This window comes from Micromonospora sp. NPDC049359 (assembly GCF_044466585.1).
Taxonomy (GTDB): domain Bacteria; phylum Actinomycetota; class Actinomycetes; order Mycobacteriales; family Micromonosporaceae; genus Micromonospora.
This window is the reverse complement of sequence record NZ_JBITMW010000003.1, coordinates 249,624-267,772: the sequence shown is the minus strand read 5'-3', so window position 1 is coordinate 267,772 and position 18,149 is coordinate 249,624. Positions and strand designations below refer to the sequence as shown.

Sequence of the window (18,149 nt, the reverse complement as noted above, 5' to 3'; positions counted from 1 at the left end):
CGCGCTCCTTCCATCGCGAAAACACGGATCGATGCAACACGCTCAAGTGAACCTTCTTCCGTAAGCCGGAATCAGATTCAACCCTGACTGAGCGGACTTCCTAAGATAAGAGTGCAGGCCACAGCCGAGTCTGTCGTTACTGGTAAGCGCACAAGTCTTTAGTCTGCGCGTACTCTCGCGGACTGCTCGCGGAACTGGCGTGGCGAAAGACCGTAGGCGCTGCGGAAGACCTGGCTGAAGTGTGCCGGGCTGGTGAACCCCCACTGGGCGGCGATCGCGTGGATCGGGCGCGCGTCCAGTTGGGGGTTGGCGAGGTCGCGTCGGCACTGCTCCAGGCGACGCTCACGGACCCAGCCGGCAACCGTGTGCCCTTCCTCGTGGAACAGCTTGTGCAGGTATCGCAACGAGATGTGATGCGCTGCGGCAATCGCGTCCGGTGTCAGGCGCGGATCGCCCAGGTTCTCTCGGACGAAGGCGTGGATCTGAGCCATCAACGCTCGCCGTCGGGTGTGGGAGGGCACCGCGCTTTGGACGTCCAGCGCGTTGGCCAGTGCCGCTGTCAACACGTCAATGGTGAGGGTGGACAGCCGGGCCGCGTCCAACGGACTGAGTTCGTCCATGTGCCGGGCAAGGTGCAGCAGGAATTGTGAAGATAATGCGCCGACGCCTTGGGCGCCAGGGATGCGAACTGCGCTCAGGCGCCGCAGCTCCCTGGGGGGCAACGGCAGTAACAAGCGCGGGAAGCGCAGGAGCAACAGCTGACTAACTGGCACATCCGGGGTGAATTCGGCCAGGTAGGGCCGAGAGGTGTCATACAGTATCAGGTCCCCCACGCCGAAATCTGTGCGCTGGCCGTCTTGCGTGATCATGCCGCCACCACGCACAAGGCAACCCAGCTTGAACACCTCGGGATCGGCCTGCCGAATGAGCTTGGGAGTGCGGTGGACCGAGTGCGGCATCGTGGTCATTAATGTCGCCTGCACGGGCCCGAACTCGCTGATCCCGACCTGAGCCCGAAATCCGGGCTCCCACTGCGATTCACAGCGCAAATCGTAGGGCACCCAGAGCTTCGAGTTTACCTCGCGCCAGAAGGCGAACCCGTCTTCAACCGGGACCTCGGTGGTGCTGACTACGTCCATGACTCACCTTCGCGCTGTCGCTGCAGGGGTCAGATCACGATAGCTTGGCGTCGATATAGCGGCGTTGCGATGTTATGGTGCCGGTCAGGCATTGAGGGCTTTTGACGTGGTCAGCGTCGGTTACGCCGTCAGGTCGTGCTCGCCGACGTCAACCTGCGCATCGGGCGGGGTGAGACGGTCGGGTTACGCGGACCGTCCGGCAGCGGAAAGTCGACACTGGTCCGGGTCCTGGCACTCCTGCACCACCCCGACCATGGCCGGGTCAGCATCGACGGCACCCCGGTCACCGCCGTTCGCTACGCCGTACCAATCGCCCTCCGGACCCGCGTCGCCGCCCTCTTTCAGAGCCCGCGCGACAACCGTCGGCGGGAGCGGGTCGGCCGCCGGTTCACGATCCCTGGGCTGGTCACCGTGGCGCCGATGCGGCTGAGATCAACTGCCGCCATAACGGACTTAGCAGACGGTTCAGCGCTTGACGCCGGATTCACTGCCGTTGGTCCTCAAGGGCCGAAGCCATCGAAAAAGATCTTGACTCAACCAGGGAAACGCCGTTAACCTCGAGGAAGCGCCGTTAACCAATTCTGTGGAGGTCGTCATGACCGAGTCCTTGAGCATCGCCGGCAACAACCTCACTTATGAGGTGTCCGGGCACGGTCCTCTCGTGGTCCTGGCGCACGGTATCGGCGACAGCCGGCACTCGTATCGTTTCCTGGCTCCGGCCTTGGCCGACGCCGGGTACCGGGTCGCCAACGTCGACATTCGCGGCTGCGGCGACTCCAGCCTCGGCTGGGACGGGTACAGCCGCACCGACATCGCCAGCGACCTCGTCGCCGTCGTGCGTCACCTCGGCGGCCCGGCCGTGATCATCGGGCAGTCGATCAGCGGCGGCGCGGCGACCATCGCGGCGGCTACCGCGCCCGATCTGATCAACGGCGTCATCGAGCTGGCGCCGTTCACCCGCGTACAACCCTTTGATCTTGGCGGGCTGCTGCGGGTGAAGCGCTTCCGGACCGGCTACAGCCAGATGGGGCAGGTCATGGTGCTGGGAAGGCTGGCGAGCTGGAAGAAGTACCTCGACGCGGCGTATCCGGTCAAGCCCGCCGACTGGGACGCCGAACTGAGACGCATCGAGGCGAAGCTGACGGAGCCCGGCCGGATGAAGGTTCTGCAGGCCATGTGCAAGACCAGCCCGAGCGACGCCGGCGCGCAGCTGGCCAACGTCACCTGCCCGGTCCTGGTCATCGAGGGCAGCCTCGACCCCGACTGGGCCGACCCCCGCGCCGAGGGCGAGAAGATCATCGCCGACCTGCCCCCGGGCCTCGGCGAGCTGGCCGTCATCGAGGGCGCCGGTCACTATCCGCACGCCCAGACACCGGATCAGGTCCTCGCGCTGGCCCGGCCTTTCCTGAACAAGACGCTGGCGAATGCCTAGGGCTGGGCTCACCGCGCTGTCGGTCACCGAGGCCGCGGCCGCCCTGGTCGACGAGGTCGGTTTCGAGAACTTCAGCATGGGCCTGGTCGCGGAACGGCTCGGGGTAAAGACCCCGGCGCTCTACAAACACGTCGCCAGCCAGGCTGATCTGGTCCACCGTGTCGCTGTCCAGGCCATGGCCGAGTTCGCCGACGCCATTCGTGACGCCATCCAGGGCCGGGCCGGCAGTGAGGCCCTCGCCGCCGGCGCGCAGGCGATGCGGACCTACGTGCTGGAGCACCCCGGCCGGTACGCGGCCGGCGATGCCGCTTCTTCCCGCGCGACCGGGCCCGACGACCCGATCATCCCCGCCGTGCAACGGGTTGTCGCCTCCTGGGCGGCGATGCTTCGCGGCTACCACCTGGACTCCAGCCAGGAGATTCACGCCCTGCGGATGCTCCGCAGCGTCCTGCACGGGTTCTCGACCCTGGAAGCAGCCGGCGGGTTCCGGTTCGACGCATCTGTCGACGACAGCTTCACCTGGATGGTCGATTTTCTCGACCGCGGCCTACACGCCATCACTACCACGACCAGCGGCACCCTCGTCCGCTGACGGATCGTCGACGACCCGACCCGACCACCTCATCCCGGAGGACCGACATCAGCATCACCCGGGCACCCACGATCACCGCGACACCACCACCCGGCAGCCACTGATGGTGACCATCGACGAAGAGCCCCAAGACTCCAGGATCGAGCGGCACGCGAGCTGGGCCGAGCTGTTCTTCGACCTCGTGGCGGTGGCCGGCGTGGCTGCCCTGGCACACGTGCTCGGGCCGGAACTAGACGCCGCGGCGCTCGGTCTCTACGCCCTGTTGTTCCTGGCTCTGTGGCTGTCCTGGACGACGTTCATGTTGTACGGCAACGTAGCCGCCGGCCAGACCCGGGTGCTGCGGCTGATGGTCGGCATGTTCGGCCTCGGGACCATGGCCGCGTCCGTGCCCGGCGTGGCGCACGCCGTGCTCGAGCACGGCGACGACCTCCGTCCGCTCAACGTCTTCGCGATCGCTTACATCACCACGCGCGTCTACGGGTCCAAGTCGTGGCAACGCGGCGCCGTATTGCTGGACTTCCCGGTCGTGCAGTACTCGGCCGGACTGCTGCCCTGGTTCGCGTCGCTCTGGGCCGACGAACACTGGAAGCTCGCGCTCTGGGCCGCCGGAGTCAGCCTCGACCTGCTGCTGATCCTGGTCCTGTCCGGCAGCAGGATCCTGCAGCGGGTCCAGTCGTACCTCACCGCGCCAGAACGTACTCGACGTCGCCCTCGATCGGGAGGCCGTCCCGACGGCACGGGACTGGTCATCCACGGGGTATCGGTTGATCCGGGCCACCTGGCCGAGCGGCTGGGACTCTTCGTGATCATCGTGCTGGGCGAATCGGTGGTCCAGATCGTCGCCGCCGCCGGCGAGACGCGGTACGACCCGGGCCTGCTGGCCACCGCGATCGCGTCCTTCATCCTGCTGGCCGGCATGTTCGGCCTGTCGGTCGTCTTCGGATACGCCGGCCTGCCGCACCTGCGCGTCGGCCGGATCCCCACCCGCTCCGCCCTCGGCCTGCACTGCCTGGTCACCGGCGTCGTCGCCACCATCGCCGTACCGCTGTCCCTGGCGGTCAGCCACGGCTCCGACCCACTGCCCGACCAAGGTCGCTGGCTGCTGTGCGGCGCGGTTGCGGCCTACTTCACCCTCGGGGTGGTCACCGGCGTCGCCAGCCACAGCTCCGATCTGCAAAGGACGATCTCACGGGTCACCACCGGCATCGCGGCCCCACTGCTGCTCGGCCTGCTCGCCACCGCCGTCAGCGCCCGAACACTCGTGGTCTATGTGGCTCTGATAGTCCTGGCCCACCTCTGGTTCGAACGACGACTGAAGCCCATTCAGCCCGCTCCCACCAATGAAGCGCCCGACCGCGCGGGCGGCTCATGAACCCTTCCAGTGAGCCAGCCATCGCACCCGAAGTGCCCGTACCGGCACAACCCGACACCTCCTGGGCACACACCCCCTCACCCACAGCATCCGCCACCCGTGAAACCGCCGTGACTCGGCCACGAACACCCCTCTCCCCTCGAATCTGGCCGACCAATTAGTTACTTAGACCGGAATGGACCACATCATGAACAAGCTCCGCCCCCTCGCGGCTGCCACCTTCCTTCTGGGCCCGGTGATCTATCTCGCCGCCGAAGCGATCGCGGCCGCGGCGTGGAAATCGCCTACCTACAGCTACGCCGACAACTGGATCAGCGACCTCGGATCCGCAACCGCCGGGGTGTTCCAAGGCCGCGAACTCAACTCCCCGCTGCACGTGGTCATGAACACCGGATTCATCGTTCAGGGCATCCTCTTCGGGATCTCCGCGGTGCTGCTATCGCGGACGCTCGGCGGACGGCGCACCTTCACCGCCGTGATGGGGGTCGTGACCATGATCGGCTACATCCTGGTCGGAACCTTCCACGGTTCCCTACAGGCCCAGCAGAACGGCACGCTTCCCCTGCACTTCACCGGAGCAACGCTGGCCATCGTCGGCGGGAACGTGCTCGCCCTCGTCCTGGGCATCCACTGGCGAAAGATTCCCGAGACGCGGCTGATCGGTCTGGTCAGCATTATCGTCGCGGCGTTCGGCCTGGTCTCCGTGACCGCTCTCTTCCTCACCTTCGATGCCGGCCTGCCCTCAGGTGCGATCGAACGCGGCTCCGTCTACACCATCGTCATCTGGCAACTCGTCGTCGCCGTCGCACTCCTGCGCAGCCGGGCCGACTCCCGCGTACCCCACGTCACCGCGACCATTTAGTCCATAAGCACGGCATCCACAAGCAGCTGACCCGCCCGCTCCAGAACCCCGATCGACGACCGGGAACAAGCCCCAGGTCCACAACCCCCATCACTTCCAGTGAGTCGGTTGCGCCTAATGCACAGCACACCGCCCCGCTGGATGCGGGTTGCCACGAATGCGACCGCGCGCTGGAGCTTCCACGCAGGACTCGCCGGTCACACCCATCGGCAAGGCCGCCCAACCCGCACGCCGGCGTCTTACCCCACGGTCGCGGTAACGCGACCGAGTCGGCTGCGACGCCTGCCGCGGCGACGTTGTCGTTCGACGAGATGTTCTACCAGTAGCGACCCGATCCGTTGTCGCCCCGTAGGGCTCAACTCATATTCAAGGAGGCGCCATCGTGCGCATAAACAGCATCGACGAGCAAGCACCCGTCATCTCCAGGCACAGGATCGTGATCGCCGCCCCCATCGGTACCCTGTGGTGGCTGCACACCGATGTCAACGCGTGGCCGAACTGGCAGAAGGCCATCGATCGGTCGCACCTGGAAGACGACTTCCGGCCCGGCGCGACCTTTGCGTGGGAGACCTACAACCTCACCATCTCCTCCACCATCTACCAGGTCGAGCCGCAACGACACACGTTGTGGGGCGGACCCACCGAAGGCATCACGGGAATCCACTCCTGGACATTCACCCTCGTCGACGGTGGGGTACAGGTTGACACCGAGGAGTCCTGGAGCGGCGCCCCAGTGACCGCCGACGTTGCGGGCATGCAGACCGCACTGGATGGATCACTCAAGGCCTGGCTCGATCATCTCCACATCGCCGCGGAGTGACCTTCACCAGCCGCAGCAACTCGGCGTGACAGCTCGGACAAGTCGCAGCCCTCGCAGGCAAGACGCCATGTTCTACGGCGACATCTACCTCACCGACGACGCCACCGCCGCCACCGTCGGCTTACCCCGATACCGGCCCATCCCACCCCCCGCGAACTACCCCACCCGCCTCAGCGACGCCGCAGGCCCCCCACGCCGACCGCTTCGACCTACTCGACCGACTGCTCACCAAGGACCGACCCACCGAACCCCACTACTACCTCGCGTTCCTAGCCGTGCAACCCACCGCCAGACGCTCCGGACGCGCCACGGCCTTGCTCAACCAACACCGCAGCCGACTCGACCACGTGAACCTCCTGTCCTGGACCAGCACCACCACCGACGCCGAGAACATGCACATCCGCCACGGCTGCATACCACAACCGACCATCAACTGCCCGAAGGCCCAACCCTGAGCACCATGCGCCGAAACCCGCGTCATCACACCCCTGGCCAACCAAAGCCAGTCCCACCACAACCCAACGAATCCGCGCCATTCCATCCAGTTCCCTGAGCATGCGATCCGCAGGCCATCTGTCGACAGAAAGGACGACGACTCCCTCGCCGGGACCGCAAGCCGGACGGCCCCTCGCCTGCGCCTGTCATCCCCTGGACCTTCCGGTAACGCCAACGGCACCGCGATGTACCCGACATGCTCACCCCACTGTCGGACCGCTCAGAAGCTGTGCCCGACTCCACACACGCGCCATTCCCGTCACGAGTTGGCGCGGCCCGGCCGGCGCCCGTGCGCGCGGCTCGTGGCGATGACAGCCGCAGCCGCACCGACCGACAGTGCAATGGCGAAGCCGATCATCGTGGGTGCGAGCGGTACGTGCCGGATTATTACGCTGAACGCGATCGAGGGCAGTCCCATGCCGAGATACGCGATGACGAAGAAGACGGCGAGTACGCCAGCGCGCGACGCCGGCTCGGCTGCGATCGCCGTTTGCGTCACAGCGCCCTTGAACAACAGTCCCGCGCCACCGCCCGCCAGAATGGCTGCTACGAAAAAGAGCGATAGAGCCGGGTGGTAGAGCGAGACCGCGGTAAGGGCGAGCCCCGCCGGGAACATAACAGTTCCGGTCACGAGCAGCGGCCGCTGAGAGAGTCGGCCGAGGGCAATCTGGGTCACGGCGGAGGAGCCGAACGAGGCGAACAGCGCCAGCCCGACCACGAACTGCGACGTGATGCCCAGTTGTCCTCGGACGATGATCGCGCCGAGCGAGGAGAACAGGCCCATGACCGCGAAGGCGAAGAAGCCGATCACACCTGCGGTTCCGAACGCTACGCGCTGGCCGGCACGCAAGCGGAATCGATCGGGGCGGTCCTGGGTGCGCATCGTCCTGTCCACGGTCTCAGGGCTCAGCAGCACCAGGAAGAGCAGCACCGTCATCGCGACCGCGAATACCAGGTACGAGGTGGAAAGGGGACCGCGAACCCACTGAGTTAGAGCGCCGGCGACGACCGGGCCGAGAGCGAGACCACCGAGATTCGCCACCGATGCAACCAGCGCCGGGGTGGGCGATGCTGGCCGATCTGGATAGGCCCGGCGGTACAGGTCACTCAGGTAGGCGGTGGAAGTGGCAGTCATCAGGCCCACCGCGACGCCGGTCAACAGGCGCCCGATGATCAGGCCGGTCAGCGACGGCGAGGCCGCGAGGACCACTGCCGCCACAATGCCGACCACGAGGGCCGGTGCGATGATGCGGCGACGGCCCATCCGGTCGGAGAGGTGACCCAGCGCCAGGAAGCTTGCGGCCGCGCCGACGACCATCACTGCGAAGGCTACCGTGACGGTCGTGGCGCCAAAGTGGTCACGCGCCTGGTAGAGCGGCCAGAGCGGAGTGGGTACCGTGCCAAATGCCATCAGCGTTAGGAAAGCGACAGCCACGGACCAGAAGCCGGAGATGTGCGAGACCTGAGCCGTACGTGTTCCCGACGGCTGGGTCGCGGCCACTTGGTCCGCGACGGAAGGGGTGGTGCTCATGCGTCAGATGCCTTTCGAAAATCGTCTTCGAGGCGTCCCTATGGATGCCCACGAATAACAACGCTGTCTGTTCCAGATCGTATGCCGAATACGCCGCAGCCGCCGCAGATGGATTCCATCGCAAATACAGATGATCGGCCGGGGGCGGTGAAGCACGACTGCGCCTCAGATCGAGACCATCTCCGTCGCAGGTCGTCGCGACGCCCGTACAAGTGTCAGGCTGTGGGTTCAGCAGGACAGGAGCGTCGCTTCACTCAAGGAGAACCAGTGACTGAACCGTGGACGATAAGTCCGCCGACATCCCGGTCGCACGTGTTGTTGCCGCATCAATCGCAGCAGGCCGCACGATGAGTGAGGTGCATCTCGGACTATTCGTGCCGCTGACCCCGGCCGATCGGTCGGCCATCCACGACCGGGTGCTATCCGCCGAAGCGGCCGGTTTCGACTGGGTCGCATTGATGGACCATCCTTACGTGCCGGACAGCCTGGAAATCGTGGCACTCCTCGGCTACCTTGCATCCGCGACGACTCGCATCAATTTCGTGTCGAATGTCTTTAACCTGCCGCTACGGCCGGCAGCGATGCTCGCCAAATCCGCCGCGACGCTCGACATCCTGTCCGGCGGCAGGCTCGCAGTAGGACTCGGCGCGGGAACCCAGTGGGATCGAATCGAGAGCCTTGGCGGGCCGCAACTCAGTCCCGCAGAGGCATTCCAGGCCGTCGTCGAGGCGGTCGAGGTGATGCGGGCAGTCTGGGGCACTGCCGCGACGGTCACGGCTGGCGGCAGATTTCACCGGCTGCAGAACGCCGTCCCCGGGCCGCGTCCGATTCACCCTATCAAGCTGCTGATCGGTGGTGCGGGCAACCGGATGCTCGACCTCACAGGGCGGCGGGCCGATGGGTGGATCGCGCCAATCGGCACGCCGTTCGAGAGCAAGCCGGCTGCTCAGGATCGAATCAGCGCCGCAGCAGTCGCATCTGGGCGCGATCCCCGAGACGTGCAGCGGATCATCCAAGTGGTCGGATCGATTGTGGACCACAGCTCCACCACCGCCGCTCCTCGCAGCGGACCGGGCAACCAACCCGTCCGCGCGACCGCCGACGGTTGGATTGCAATCATTGTGGAGTTCGTCCGAGAGCGTGGATACGACGGAGTGAACCTGATTCTGGAAACGCACACCGATGAACAGGTACGACGGTTCGAAACCGACGTGCTGCCTGCCGCGCGCGCCGTCCTCAAAGGCTGACTTGGATGAAGTCGCTCCGATTCTGCGTACCCGGCTCCTGATGGTATGGCAACAACTTCGATCTATGACCTGCAGCCGCAACTCGCCGCAAACCGCCGGTACTGGACTGGCTGGGATGGCAGCGAGCCCGACACCGACCTGCCGATCTATCGCACGGGCCTCCCGCAAGGCCTGGAGTCCTACTGGGACACCAGGTCCACCACCCGCCGACTCAAGTGACACCTATTGCCGGTCGCTCTTAGCCGACAACGGCCGGCGATCGCCGCTGAGGATGCGGGATCGCCGGCCGAGGTCGGTCAGCGCTGCTTTCGATCCATCGTGGTCGTCATCTGCTGATATGTACGGCCCCTGCGCTCCGATTAGGCAGTTACGCCACCGCGACGACGGCGTCAGGTTGAGACATGAGAAGAGGGCTGTCGGTTACCGGGCGGGCTTGGTAGGCAGATCAGTCCCCGGGGCGGGCTTGGTAGGCAGATCAGTCCCCGGGGCGGGCTTGGTAGGCAGATCAGTCCCCGGGGCGGGCTTGGTAGGCAGATCAGTCCCGGGCAGCCGTCCGCTTGGCGCGGACGGCTGCGGGGTGGTGTGTTGGGTCGCTGCTACGGCGATCGGTGCGCCGAGCAGGATCGCGGCCAGCACGCCCGCCCCGCTAAGCATGATCGCGCTGCGTCGGCGGTGTCGGAGCCGTTGCTCGGCACGAGGCAGATGGTTGTTCATGATGAGTGCCTCCTCGGCGAGATCGGAGAGGGTGGTGCGGATGAGATGTTCGAGATGCGTGCTCATCGCCGTACCTCCAGGAGTTCGACGTCCGGCAGGAGCTCGCGCAGCCGCGTGACCGCGCGGTGGGTCCGGCTGCGTACCGTCCCAGTGGAGCAGCCCAGCGCCTCGGCTACCTGGGTCTCGGTCAGGTCCTCGTAGTAGCGCAGGACCAGCACCGTGCGCTGCGCCGGCGGCAGCAGCCGCAGCGCCGCGCGCATCGCCAGGCGGACGTCGGTGCCGCCGTTCGGATCGGGCTCGACTGGCTCTACCGCGCCGCTGAGCATGAACTCCCGACGATGGCGCAGCCGCCGCCACCAGCTGACCTGCTCCCGGTACATCACCGCTCGTAGGTAGCCCTCCGGGTCGGCGTTGCGTAGCGTCTGCCACTTCGGGATGGTCTTGGCCAGCGCTGACTGGAACAGGTCCTCGGCCGCGTGTCGATCGCCCGTGAGCAGATACGCGACCCGTATCAGCGCCGGTGTCCGGCTGGTCACGAACTCAGCCAGCTGCGCCCGGTCGTCCTCGTTCACCAACCCCCCCAGTCAATTGTTGTCACGTATAAAGACGCCGGAGACCGGTTCAGCTATCCACCCGCCGGGCACAATCTCTTGCCACACCGCGTACGGTCGAGCATCGGCTGGTGCAGCGGACGCAGCTGCTGCGCGCCGCGGGGGTCCATCCGCTGGGCTGTCACCGTCGACGGATCCCGGACCGGGTCGTGTTCGAGCACGTCGTAGCCGCTTTGGTCCATGGGATCCGGCTATGAACGCGTCGCGTCGGCTGACTGTTCGGACCGGACGATCCGCCGGTCGACCGCGGCAAGGGCGGCATGAAGCGCTGAACCAGCGCTGCGGCCAACCGGCACGACTCGCCACCGCTGCGCGACACCGTCGAAGCGTGCGGCGCCAACTCCGCCATCACTGGCCCGAGCAGGTCGCGGCCTACCTCGATCGCGCTTACGACAGTAACCGCACCCGTGAGCTGCTCTACGAGATAGGCTTCGACGCCGACATCGCCCACGAGGGCGTGCCCGCCCCGATCCAAATCGACAAGCGGTGGATAGTCGAGCGCACGAACTCGTGGATGAACGACGTCCGTCGCCGATCGGCCCGGTTCACCGGCGTGTGATTACTAGCCGACCGGGAATCCGCGCTGCTCGGCGGTGGCCTCCTGAAGGTGTTCGGCGAAGGCCCGAGCTGCGGCCGATAGCTCCTCGCCGCGAGGCAACGCCAGCTGTAAGTTCCTGGACGGATGGTGATCGCGAACTTCACGACGGAGCAGAACGCCGTCCGGGCGGGAAAGTGCGGAGAGAGCGACGCCCACCGGCGCAAACCCAATGCCCAACCCGGCTGCCACCAACTCGATGAGAAGTACCCACTCATTGACCTCGCAGCGAATCCGCCGTTGCAGGCCCTGGGCGGCGAACGCGGCGTCGTTCACAAGGCGTGCGGACCATCCCTCGTGAACTTCTACGAACCACTCCTCAGTTAGATCCCGCAGACTGATCTCGCCCATTGCGGCAAGGGGATGGTCGTTCCGGCAGATCAGCATCAGCGGCTCAGCGACGAGATCGATCAGCCGCACAGAGGTCTCCCTTCCCGGCAGGGATGGGACCACCGCACAATTCAATCGACCCTCCTCGACCTGCCGCACCATGTTGAGCGCGGAGTCCTGGGTGACGCGCACGTCGACGCCGGGATACATATGAGCGAAACCTGCCAACGAAGCCGCCAGCGGAACCAGGTATTCGGCAGACTGCATCGCGCCAACTCGCAAGGATCCGGTTAGCACCGCGCTCGTGTCCCGGACAAGGGCGCGAGCGTCGTGAGCCGCCGACAGAATCCGTCGTGCCGGCCCGAGCAGCGCCGCGCCTGCGTCAGTAAGACGGACCGGGCGCGTACCCCGTACGTACAGCAGCGAGCCCACGCTGCGTTCAAGAGCATGGATGGAGTTCGACAGGCCGGACTGGACGATCCTTTCCCGAACGGCAGCCTGGGTGACAGCGCCCTCCTCGGCCAATGCTACGAAGTGGCGCAGTTGACGCAACTCCATGCACCCAACCCCCGATCTGCGATGACTGTACGAGCATCCCGTCCATGGAGCGCGGAGATGCAATCGACGACGAATCTACCCGCAGACCCGTCTCGATTCAGTGATCCGTCCAACACGTTTGGCACCCACATGCTAGATACACGAATGCGTGAAGACGGTTACTCCGAGAGTCTGAAGAGACGGTAACGCGTCACCGTCTCGAAGCCGATCTTCTGGTACGCCCGCTCGCCCTCTTTGCTCGCCTGAAGGGTGGCGATGCGCCGGCCGGAGCCGCGGGTGATCTGCAGCGCCTCCTGGGTGAGAGCGGTCGCGATGCCGCGACGGCGGAAGCCAGGGTCGGTCGCAACGCAGTAGAGGGCCCCGACATCGGTGCCGAGCGATAGCGTGCACGTGCCGACGGTCTTGCCGTCGACGATGCCAGCAAGCCGGACCACGTCCAGGAATGCGAAATCCAACTCCCGGTCGACGACGACACCAAGGTCGCCGGAGAAGCCGAGCGGTCCCGCGTATGCCTCGACGTACTCCTGCATCTCCGCCCGGTCGACGACGGTCCGGATCTCCAGGCCGGCCGGCGCCTCGGTCTGCGCTACGGTTGTCACATCCACCGCCATGACCGGCATGTCGCCGATCTGCTCGGCGCCGCGGGCAATCAGTCCCTCGGCCGTGCCCTCATCGCTGTCCGCCCCCACCCACCAACCCCACCTTGAGCCGGTTAAGTGCTGCTTCGCCCCAGCGATTGCGGCGTCGAGCGGCTGATTTCGGGTGCGTAGCACTCCGTTGAGCAGGACGTGCTGAATGTGCGTGCGATAGGTCGGCAGGTCGGTGTCAGATGGAGCACCCGCCCAACCGCACCAGTACCGGCGGTTGGCGGCGAGCTGCGGCTCCAAGTCGTGAATCCATTGGGTTGTCATACCCTCAAGACTCGATCCGGCCGCCACAAGTTCGATTGCTGGGCCAGGAATTTTGAAGTGCTGGCTGCACGATGTGCAGTACAGCCGCACCTCAGTCACCTGGCCTTTCTTCTCGCCAACCAGCAAGATTCGTCCAGGTTGTTGGCCTCAATGATCTGCGGGACACGCCCCGACCTGACGGACGGCTCCCTTTCGGAGCCGCCACCAGACTCCGCGATTTGTGATCTTTACGCCGGGCGCGCCGCTGGTGACTGGTTAGGTGCCCGGGGCGCCTGGCTATCGTGGTTGGCGCGCCGGAGAGCGAACGGTTACCAGGTCGGAAGGGTGTAGCTCGCGCTGTCCACGCCAGTTCAGGTCATCACCGCGATGTCCACGAGGTCCGCTATCACGATCCGGCGCCGCAGGCTTGCGGCTCGCCGCCGTGACGGGCGGACCCTCGTGTCGGAGGTCACGCGGCCGCCACCATGGCGATCGACACCGCGATCCTCCCAAATGGAATGTTGGCGGCTGGACGGTATCGAGCAGGGCTTCACGATCGGCTACACAGCGCAACTTGCGGAGATGGGTGTGACGCCGCTTCTCCCCCGCGCTCGACGGCCGCGACTGACAGGTGACTCATGATCTCCGCCGCCGGGTAGGCGAGAGGCCGGCTGGACTGTGTCCAAACGGCCTCTGACCTGCGGTGCAATGTGGTGGACGATGCTGGTATCGAACCAGCGACCTCTTCGGTGTTGAACAGGACCCCGCACCGACCTTGACGTGCGGCAACGTAGACCCGTAGGCAGGGCTGGGTGCAGTTGAGCGCTGTTTGATGCCGTTGGACGCCCTTCAAGGCTGTTCAGGTCACCCCGCTGCTCCCACCCTGCTCCCCCAACCGGGCTCGCACCGGGCCGCCCACCGATCATGGTCAAGGCTGGTATACGAATGCCCGTGAGCGCGTCCGGGCTACGGTTACCCGGTGGCACCGGACAAGTGGGCACAGTGGCTCTTGACCCGCCGCGACGGCAACAGCGCGGGCTTGCGCGCCCGCAACGCCCGAGATCTGGCGGCATTCCGTGACGGCGTCCTTGAGGGAGCTGACCTAGCGGCCGACGACGTGGTCCTCGACGTGGGCTGCGGGACGGGACTGATCGGGTTCGGCGCGCTGGATCGACTCGGCCCGGACGGTCATGTCATTTTCAGCGATGTCTCACCGGATGTGCTCGACGAGTGCCGGCGCACCGCCACTGACGACCGGCGGTGCAGCTTTGTCGTCGCGTCCGCCGATGATCTCGCCGGAATCGCCGACGCCTCTGTCGACGTCGTGACCACTCGGTCGGTGCTCATCTACTCCGATCGCAAGCCCGCCGCCTTCGCGGAGTTCTTCCGTGTCCTGCGGCCGGGCGGCCGGATCTCCCTGTTCGAGCCCATCAACAGCTTCGCGATGCGGCTTCGGCCCGACGATCTGTTCGGCGTGGGCACCGCACCTGTGCACGACCTGATCGCCAAGGTACGCGATGTCTACCGGGGCACCACTGAGGAGACCACGCGACCGATGATGGACTTCGACGAACGTGACATTGTCGACTGGGCGGTGACCGCCGGTTTCGAGGCGGTGGAACTGGACTACCGCGCCCAGGTCGACGTGCCCGCCGACCCCATCGAGGACTGGGAGACACTCAAGCGCGTGGCACCCAACCCCTTGGTCCCCACGTACGGCGAAGCGACCGCCGCGGCCCTGACCGACGACGAACGCGAACGTCTCGACACGTACATGACCGCCCTGGCCGCGGCCGGCACGCCGACGCGCCGCACGATGGCCACCGCGTTCCTTCGCGCACGGCGTCCGCACAGCAGCAGCGCCGTTTAGCGGAGCGGTGTTCGCCCCAGGTCTGCTGATCGAAACCTGCGACACCTCGCACGTTCAGCTTGGTAGACCATCCGACCGCCGGCGTTTCCGCGTCGAATGTGGCCTGCCACCCTCACGGAGCCGGGTGGCCTCGCGCAGCGCCACTTCGCGGCCGGTACGGGCGAAGTCGGTTAGCAGGCGCAGTTGGTCGTCGGTGAACCCGGCGATGCGCTCGGTCAGGTACGCGGCCATCGGCTGGTAGAGCGCGGACAGTTCGTCGGTCCGGTCGGGCCTGGCGTGCACGGTGATCCGGCGGCGGTCGTGCGGATCATGCTTGCGGCGGACCAGGCGCTGCGCCTCCATCCGGTCGAGCATCTTGCTCACCGCGCCGGTGGTCATGCCCATCCGTTCGGCGAGCTGAGTGGGTGTGACGGCAAGACCCGCGCTGACGAGGTTGAGGCAGTGCAGGTCGTTGACCGGTACGCCGAGCTGGTCGGCGACCGCCGACTGGAACAGCGCGGTGGCGCTGACGAACTGCGGGATCTCCACCCAGGCAGCCGCAACGAGCGCCTCGTGCCCCGTTGACATGCTCACCTCCATCAGGATAACTTCCTCAGGAAGTTACTTCTTGGAGAAGCTACTTGCTGAGTGGGATGACACCCCGTCGAAAGCCTAGAACAGGAACGAGATGGCATGGCTCACGCACTGATCATCGGCGGCGGTGTCGCGGGTCTCACCGCCGCCATCGCACTCCAAAAAGTCGGAGTCGACGCCAGCGTCTACGAGGCGTACGCCACCGCGGCTCACGACGTGGGTGCCAGCATGGGCATCTCCCTCAACGGTCTCGACGCGCTACGCACCCTCGACGCGCACACAGTCGTCCGCGACGCCGGATTTCCCGTACCCCGCGGCGTCATGTGGCTCGGCAACGGCAGATGCCTTGGCGAAGGACACACCGGCACTCCACTGCCCGACGGGACACTCCCCATCGTCATCGGCCGCTACGACCTGTACGCCGCGCTGCGTCAGGAGGCCCTCCGCCGTGGCGTGCCCATCCACCACGGCAAGCGCCTGGCCCACATCGGACAACGCGGTGACCGGGTCGCCGCAGTTTTCACCGACGGCACGGAAGCTGTCGGCGACCTGCTCATCGGCGCCGACGGCATCGGCTCGACGACCCGGCACTTTGTCGACCCGCACGCACCACAACCCCGATACGTAGGGCTCGTCGGCACGGGCGGGATCACCCGCATCGCCACACCGCAGTCCGATCCCGGTGTGATGAATATGGTCTTCGGCAGGCGGGCGTTCTTCGCCTCCATGGCCAGTCCGGACGGCAGCGTCTGGTGGTTCGCCAATCTGCCCCGGGCCGACGAACCCACCGCAGCCGACCTTGCCGCGACTTCCGGCGCGCAATGGCAACAGCGATTGCTGCAAGTCTTCGCCGGGGACAGGTCGCCGGCCGCGCAGCTCATCCGCGCGACACCGCCGGACTACACGTGGTTTCCCATGCACGACATGGATGCCCCGAAGCGGTGGCACCGCGGACGCGTCGTCCTGATCGGTGACGCCGCACATGTGAGCTCACCCAGCTCCGGCCAAGGCGCGTCGATGGCCTTCGAGGACGCCGTGCAACTGGCCCGCTGTCTGCGAGATCGAGACGATCCGCCTGCGGCGTTCCACGCGTACCAACGGTTGCGCGCCGACCGAGTCAGCAAGGTGCTGGCGGGAGCCAAGCAGGTCAACCGCAGCAAGGCGGCCACCGGCGTGAGTCGAGTCCTGCGCGACGTGACGTTCCCCCTGTTCGTGAGGAAATTCAGCACCCCTGAGGCGTTTGCCTGGCTGTACGACCACCGCATCGACTTCGACCGACCGATAGACGATCAGCAGCGTCCATAAGGCGTTTGATGCGAGGTCAGTCCACCTGCCAGCGTGGGTACGGCGTAAGCCGCGACCACCACGCCGACAGCCAGTGCAAGGGCCGGTAGGCCGTGGGGTCGCGCCGCCTCTGCTCACCGACGCTGGGATGAGTGCCCTGGCTGACTCCGTCGACCTCAGCATGATCGCGTCCTGACCACGTTCCCCATGGCCTTGCTCGGACGAAACGAAGGAGCCGGCCGCCCCTACCACCGAGACCAGACGATCGGCCACCACGAAAATCAGCTAGTCGAGCTTCACGATGTACCCCTCGTCAGCGCACGCCGTCTGCAACCCCGACACGTGCGTCCCCATCGGCCCGATCAGCGCCAACGCACCCCCGCCGTCCTCCATGCCCTGCACTTGCCACAGAATGTCGATCAGCGCCGTCCCGTGCTCCCGGATCTTCGGCTTCCGCGAATCCTCGAAAATCTTCCGCGCTTCCCGGTACTCGGCCTCCGTCAACTTGTCGTCATCCGCCGACTTCGGTTTGCCGTCCATCTGCTTGCCGTCGGCCATCGCCTTGCAGGCGGCGATCCCCGAGTCCTCGCGAATGAACCCGTCGTAGACGGCGTAGCCGCCGACGCCGAGCACGAGAACGGCGGCGAGCGCGAGCGCGGCGACGATGAGCGGCTTACGGCTCGACTTGGCCGGCTGCGGCGGCACGGCCTGCCCGGGATAGCCGAACCCGGGTTCATGGGCGCCGACCTGGCCGGGCTGGTACTGCTGCGGCGGGTAGCCGGTGCCCTCCTGCTGGTTGGAATGCTGCGGCTGCTGGGTGTGGTACGGGTCGGTCAAGGACTGCTCCCCACGTGGTTGCTAACTTGTTGATGTTGGTTGGATCTTGTTCGCCGGGCTACAAACTGTCGGGTTGGTGACTGCGGTTGTGGCTGGTCAGGTGCGGACGTCTGCGGTTCGGCCCGCAAGGCTCGGGCCAACGGCCGAAGGGGGCGATCCCGCCGGCCCAACCCCCGGCAGACCGAGCAGCTGCGTACCGGCGCAACCGGCGGCGACGATCGTTCCGATCTTTGACCCCCGGAACGGCGTCAGGTCGCCCGGGTCGACGCGGCTCCTTCGATGGCCCGGTAGTCCTGGAACGACTTCCATCCCTTCTCGCCGTAATCGTCCAAGTGGCATCGCCGCACGGTGTCTTCCACATTGTGCGATCCGTGTAGCGTTCGGTGACGGGCACGGG

Annotated in this window: 17 protein-coding genes and 1 pseudogene; 10 read left to right on the top strand and 8 right to left on the bottom strand. The window is 66.1% G+C overall.

Features of this window, described 5'->3' with window-relative positions:
* Positions 1-158 precede the first annotated feature (158 nt).
* Positions 159-1,139, bottom strand: coding sequence for a helix-turn-helix domain-containing protein (locus ACIBTX_RS09850; RefSeq protein WP_357174120.1), 981 nt, complete (start codon positions 1,137-1,139; stop codon positions 159-161).
* Between the two features lie 135 nt (positions 1,140-1,274).
* Here ACIBTX_RS09850 and ACIBTX_RS09845 point away from each other — a divergent pair, with 135 nt between their 5' ends.
* The 6 genes from ACIBTX_RS09845 (at position 1,275) to ACIBTX_RS09820 (ending at position 6,217) form a co-directional block, all read left to right on the top strand.
* Positions 1,275-1,694, top strand: a complete 420-nt coding sequence (locus tag ACIBTX_RS09845) for an ATP-binding cassette domain-containing protein (protein ID WP_357174123.1) — start codon at positions 1,275-1,277, stop codon at positions 1,692-1,694.
* A gap of 40 nt (positions 1,695-1,734) precedes the next feature.
* Positions 1,735-2,571, top strand: coding sequence for an alpha/beta hydrolase (locus ACIBTX_RS09840; protein ID WP_357174126.1), 837 nt, complete (start codon positions 1,735-1,737; stop codon positions 2,569-2,571).
* Complete coding sequence (locus tag ACIBTX_RS09835; RefSeq protein WP_357174129.1) at positions 2,564-3,163, top strand: TetR/AcrR family transcriptional regulator; 600 nt, start codon at positions 2,564-2,566, stop codon at positions 3,161-3,163. The genes ACIBTX_RS09840 and ACIBTX_RS09835 overlap by 8 nt, the downstream gene beginning before the upstream one ends.
* Before the next feature lie 103 nt (positions 3,164-3,266).
* Positions 3,267-4,535 carry a low temperature requirement protein A gene (locus tag ACIBTX_RS09830; protein WP_357174132.1) on the top strand — a complete coding sequence of 423 codons (1,269 nt, stop codon included), beginning with the start codon at positions 3,267-3,269 and terminating at the stop codon, positions 4,533-4,535.
* Positions 4,536-4,722: 187 nt separating this feature from the next.
* Positions 4,723-5,397, top strand: a complete 675-nt coding sequence (locus tag ACIBTX_RS09825) for a DUF998 domain-containing protein (RefSeq protein WP_363660466.1) — start codon at positions 4,723-4,725, stop codon at positions 5,395-5,397.
* A 382-nt stretch (positions 5,398-5,779) separates the two neighbouring features.
* Positions 5,780-6,217: an SRPBCC family protein gene (locus ACIBTX_RS09820; RefSeq protein ID WP_363660465.1), complete on the top strand. Its 438-nt coding sequence runs from the start codon at positions 5,780-5,782 to the stop codon at positions 6,215-6,217.
* A gap of 754 nt (positions 6,218-6,971) precedes the next feature.
* Here ACIBTX_RS09820 and ACIBTX_RS09815 read toward each other — a convergent pair.
* The gene (locus ACIBTX_RS09815) at positions 6,972-8,243 is read right to left on the bottom strand and encodes an MFS transporter (RefSeq protein WP_357128559.1); all 1,272 of its coding nucleotides are present in this window, start codon (positions 8,241-8,243) and stop codon (positions 6,972-6,974) included.
* Positions 8,244-8,521: 278 nt separating this feature from the next.
* Here ACIBTX_RS09815 and ACIBTX_RS09810 point away from each other — a divergent pair, with 278 nt between their 5' ends.
* Complete coding sequence (locus ACIBTX_RS09810; RefSeq protein ID WP_357128556.1) at positions 8,522-9,490, top strand: LLM class flavin-dependent oxidoreductase; 969 nt, start codon at positions 8,522-8,524, stop codon at positions 9,488-9,490.
* Between the two features lie 420 nt (positions 9,491-9,910).
* Here ACIBTX_RS09810 and ACIBTX_RS09805 read toward each other — a convergent pair whose 3' ends face one another.
* Both ACIBTX_RS09805 and ACIBTX_RS09800 read right to left on the bottom strand, forming a co-directional pair.
* Entirely contained in the window at positions 9,911-10,270 is a 360-nt protein-coding gene (locus ACIBTX_RS09805; protein WP_363660464.1) for a hypothetical protein, read from the bottom strand.
* On the bottom strand, positions 10,267-10,776 hold the full coding sequence (locus ACIBTX_RS09800; protein ID WP_363660463.1) for a SigE family RNA polymerase sigma factor: 510 nt from the start codon (positions 10,774-10,776) through the stop codon (positions 10,267-10,269). The genes ACIBTX_RS09805 and ACIBTX_RS09800 overlap by 4 nt, the downstream gene beginning before the upstream one ends.
* 146 nt (positions 10,777-10,922) lie before the next feature.
* Here ACIBTX_RS09800 and ACIBTX_RS09795 point away from each other — a divergent pair.
* Positions 10,923-11,335 (top strand): annotated as a pseudogene (locus ACIBTX_RS09795) (IS5/IS1182 family transposase); the annotation flags it as partial.
* A 42-nt stretch (positions 11,336-11,377) separates the two neighbouring features.
* Here the strand turns inward: ACIBTX_RS09795 and ACIBTX_RS09790 are convergent.
* Both ACIBTX_RS09790 and ACIBTX_RS09785 read right to left on the bottom strand, forming a co-directional pair.
* Positions 11,378-12,298 carry a LysR family transcriptional regulator gene (locus ACIBTX_RS09790; protein WP_357128547.1) on the bottom strand — a complete coding sequence of 307 codons (921 nt, stop codon included), beginning with the start codon at positions 12,296-12,298 and terminating at the stop codon, positions 11,378-11,380.
* Between the two features lie 158 nt (positions 12,299-12,456).
* Positions 12,457-13,185, bottom strand: a complete 729-nt coding sequence (locus ACIBTX_RS09785; RefSeq protein WP_363660461.1) for a GNAT family N-acetyltransferase — start codon at positions 13,183-13,185, stop codon at positions 12,457-12,459.
* A 982-nt stretch (positions 13,186-14,167) separates the two neighbouring features.
* Here ACIBTX_RS09785 and ACIBTX_RS09780 point away from each other — a divergent pair.
* Positions 14,168-15,058 carry a class I SAM-dependent methyltransferase gene (locus tag ACIBTX_RS09780; RefSeq protein ID WP_357174141.1) on the top strand — a complete coding sequence of 297 codons (891 nt, stop codon included), beginning with the start codon at positions 14,168-14,170 and terminating at the stop codon, positions 15,056-15,058.
* 54 nt (positions 15,059-15,112) lie between these two features.
* Here the strand turns inward: ACIBTX_RS09780 and ACIBTX_RS09775 are convergent, their stop codons facing one another.
* Positions 15,113-15,625, bottom strand: a complete 513-nt coding sequence (locus ACIBTX_RS09775; RefSeq protein WP_357128612.1) for a MarR family transcriptional regulator — start codon at positions 15,623-15,625, stop codon at positions 15,113-15,115.
* 105 nt (positions 15,626-15,730) lie between these two features.
* On the opposite strand from ACIBTX_RS09775, the gene ACIBTX_RS09770 reads away from it, so the two are divergent.
* Positions 15,731-16,936, top strand: a complete 1,206-nt coding sequence (locus ACIBTX_RS09770) for an FAD-dependent monooxygenase (RefSeq protein WP_357174144.1) — start codon at positions 15,731-15,733, stop codon at positions 16,934-16,936.
* A gap of 264 nt (positions 16,937-17,200) precedes the next feature.
* On the opposite strand, the gene ACIBTX_RS09765 is transcribed toward ACIBTX_RS09770, so the two are convergent.
* A complete protein-coding gene (locus ACIBTX_RS09765; RefSeq protein ID WP_357128532.1) occupies positions 17,201-17,752 on the bottom strand; it encodes a hypothetical protein in 552 nt (183 codons plus the stop codon).
* Positions 17,753-18,149: the final 397 nt, after the last annotated feature.